Consider the following 2795-nt stretch of genomic DNA (forward strand, 5'->3'; position numbering starts at 1 on the left):
TGCCGCCGCAGCGGCATCCAGGCCCTCGGGCAGCGGGTAGGCGAAGTCGGCTCGCACGACGTACTCGCGGCTGTAGCCACCCATCGTCGTCGAGCCGTCGATGCGGTCGGTACCGCCGTAGGTCGTGACGACGCCGTTCAGGCAGTAGTTCTCCTGCCCCACACGGCACATCGCGCACTCGCCGCACGAGTCGACGATCGTGCCGACGGCGACGCGGTCGCCCACGGCGAACCCCGCCACGGCCGAGCCCAGCTCGCTGACGGTGCCCGTGAACTCGTGGCCAGGGACGAGGCCGTCCGTCGGCTTGCCCACGAGCCCGTGGAGCGCGTGCAGATCACTGTGGCAGACGCCGCAGAAGTCGACGCGCACCGCGACGTCGTCGGCACGCAGCTCGCGGCGCTCAATGACTGCCCGCTCGAGCCCGGTCGACGTGTCGAGGCTCTGCCAGGCGGTGGTGGTTCGCATAGATGCTCCTCAAAACAGACTGTTCGGTTTGTTTCGACGCTAACCCCGCGCAGTCAGAAAAGCAAACCGTTCGGTCTGTAAAGTCGATGCATGCCCGTCACAGCCGTCAAACCCGCAACGAAGAAAGGCGCGGCCACGAGCCGGCGCATTCTCGACGCCGCGGCTGCCGAGTTCGCCGAGTTCGGCATCGCCGGCGCGCGCGTCGAACGCATCACCGCTGCGGCTCAGACCAACAAGGCGCAGCTCTACGGCTACTTCGGCAGCAAAGACGGCCTCTTCGACGCGGTCATCGCCGACCGGGTCACGAGCACGACGGCAGCCATCCCGTTCGACGTCGAGCGGATCCCGGAATGGGCCGTGCAGGTCTACGACGAGAACCTGCGCCACCCCGAGCTGACGCGGCTGATCGCATGGGTCCGGCTCGAGCGGCGCCGCAGCGGAACCTGGTTCGATGGCAGCGACCACGATGCGAAGCTCGCCGCCATCACGGAAGCCCAGGCCGAGGGCCGCATTCGACAGGGCGACCCCTTCACGCTGCTGACCATGATCATCTCGATGGCATCGACGTGGTCCGCGGCGAGCGAGGTCTACACCGCGACGGCCGACGAGCCCGAGTCGGTCCATGAGTCCCGTCGAACCCTGCTGCGTGAGAGCGTCGCCCGTCTGCTCGCGCCGTGAGCGCCGAAGGCGGCCGCTGCGAAGGCCGGCGCTGAGCGCAGCGGCGCACCGCACACCACTGCACCGCACCGCGCCGCACCGCGCAGCACCGGAGCCCTAGGCCGCCGGCCCCTGCGTCAGGGTGACCGACGCGGTGTGCGACTGGCCCGCCGTGTCGGTCCAGGTCAGCGACACGTCGTCGCCCGGAGCGTGGGCCGTGAGCACCGATTGCAGGGCGTCGGCCGAGTCGACCGCCGTGCCGTCGATCGCCGTGATCACGTCGCCGGCCGAGAGGCCCGCTTCCTCGGCGGGGCCGTTCGCGACGACGCCGGCGATCTGAGCACCCGCGCTGGACGCGTCGCCCTGCGCGGAGCCGAGGCCCGAGGCATCCATCTCGCCCAGCTCGATGCCCAGGAAGGCCGGGTAGCCGATGTTGATGTTGCCGCCCGCATTGCCCGCCTCGATCTCCTTCGCGATGACGAGCGCGGTCGTGATCGGAATCGCGTAGCCGTCTGCCGCCCCGCTGCTCGAGGCCGCCGTGTCGATGCCGATCACCTTGTTCGACGAGTCGAAGAGTGGGCCGCCCGAATCACCGGGCTCGATCGCGGCATCCGTCTCGATGAGACCGTGCAGGGTTTCGGATGCCGCCGACTGCTCGGCCTCGGTTGTGATGGTCTTGTCGAGCCCCGTCACCTCGCCGGTCGCGGCGACGAGCGTGCCGCCGCCCTCGGCGTTCCCGACTCCGGTGACCACCTCGCCCTCGCTGACCGTGTGCGTCGTGTCGAGGCTCGCCGTCGCCAATCCACTGGCTCCCTGCAGCTGAAGTACCGCGATGTCGTCGGTGGGGTCGTCGCCCACGACGGTCGCGGTGTAGGTCTTCCCCGCGTCGGTGACCGTGATCGAGGTCGCGCCCTCGATGACGTGGTTGTTGGTGAGAATCTCGCCGCTCGCCGTGAGCACGATGCCCGTTCCTGCCGCTTCCGCGCTCTGATAGCCGAGCTGGGTGTCGATCAGGACGACGCCGCGCGACTGCGCCGCCGTCGCGGCCGTCGTGGTGCCGGATGCCTGACCGTAGGCGTTGCCGCCGAAGGGGTCGGCGTCGCTGCCGGACCCGGACGCCGCACCTGAGGCCGAGCCGGCGGAACCCGAGCTCGAGCCCGACTGGCCGGAAGCGCCGCCCCCGTACCCGCCGCCATACCCATACCCGCCATGCAGCCCTGCGGCCGGCTGGCCCGTGTACTGCTGCGCGCTCGACGCGTCACCCGCCGCGAACGCGTCCTGTACAGCGAAGACGCACCCGACGCCGAGCGCCGCAGCGACCACGGTGCTCGCCGCGACCAGCAGCGTCTGCCGCTTCGTGAAGTGGTCTTTGCCTGCACCGCTACCGTTGATCTCGCTCATGACAGCCATCACAGCCCTGCTTCCCGAGCCGGGCCCATGGCGCGCTCATGGGTTTCCTATGGAGGAACCGTGGACATTCCGCACGCCGACCTGATCGCCGATAAAGATCTCGCCGAGCGCCTGGTCGCGGCGCAGTTCCCCGAGCTCGCCGCCCACCTGATCGAGCATGAGCAGCAGTCGCTGCCTGTCCTGCAGCGGCGGGTCGAGCTGCCGCTGCCCGTGCCGGTGGCGCTCGATCAGGTGCTCATCGACTCCTGAGCCGTCGCACGAGA

4 protein-coding genes are annotated in these 2795 nt (G+C 69.7%); 2 read left to right on the top strand and 2 right to left on the bottom strand.

The window, feature by feature from the left end:
- A partial coding sequence (locus ACM2XV_RS13960) for an alcohol dehydrogenase catalytic domain-containing protein (RefSeq protein ID WP_487027362.1) occupies positions 1–465 on the bottom strand: 465 nt, incomplete at its 3' end.
- A 90-nt stretch (positions 466–555) separates the two neighbouring features.
- On the opposite strand from ACM2XV_RS13960, the gene ACM2XV_RS13965 reads away from it, so the two are divergent.
- Positions 556–1143, top strand: a complete 588-nt coding sequence (locus tag ACM2XV_RS13965; protein ID WP_344776519.1) for a TetR/AcrR family transcriptional regulator — start codon at positions 556–558, stop codon at positions 1141–1143.
- 96 nt (positions 1144–1239) lie between these two features.
- Here ACM2XV_RS13965 and ACM2XV_RS13970 read toward each other — a convergent pair whose 3' ends face one another.
- Positions 1240–2532 (bottom strand): S1C family serine protease, encoded by a 1293-nt coding sequence (locus ACM2XV_RS13970; protein ID WP_487027363.1) that lies wholly within the window; start codon positions 2530–2532, stop codon positions 1240–1242.
- A 60-nt stretch (positions 2533–2592) separates the two neighbouring features.
- Here ACM2XV_RS13970 and ACM2XV_RS13975 point away from each other — a divergent pair, with 60 nt between their 5' ends.
- Positions 2593–2781 (top strand): hypothetical protein, encoded by a 189-nt coding sequence (locus ACM2XV_RS13975; protein ID WP_487027365.1) that lies wholly within the window; start codon positions 2593–2595, stop codon positions 2779–2781.
- Positions 2782–2795: the final 14 nt, after the last annotated feature.

It is taken from the genome of Gryllotalpicola sp. CP2-P1 (assembly GCF_057512245.1).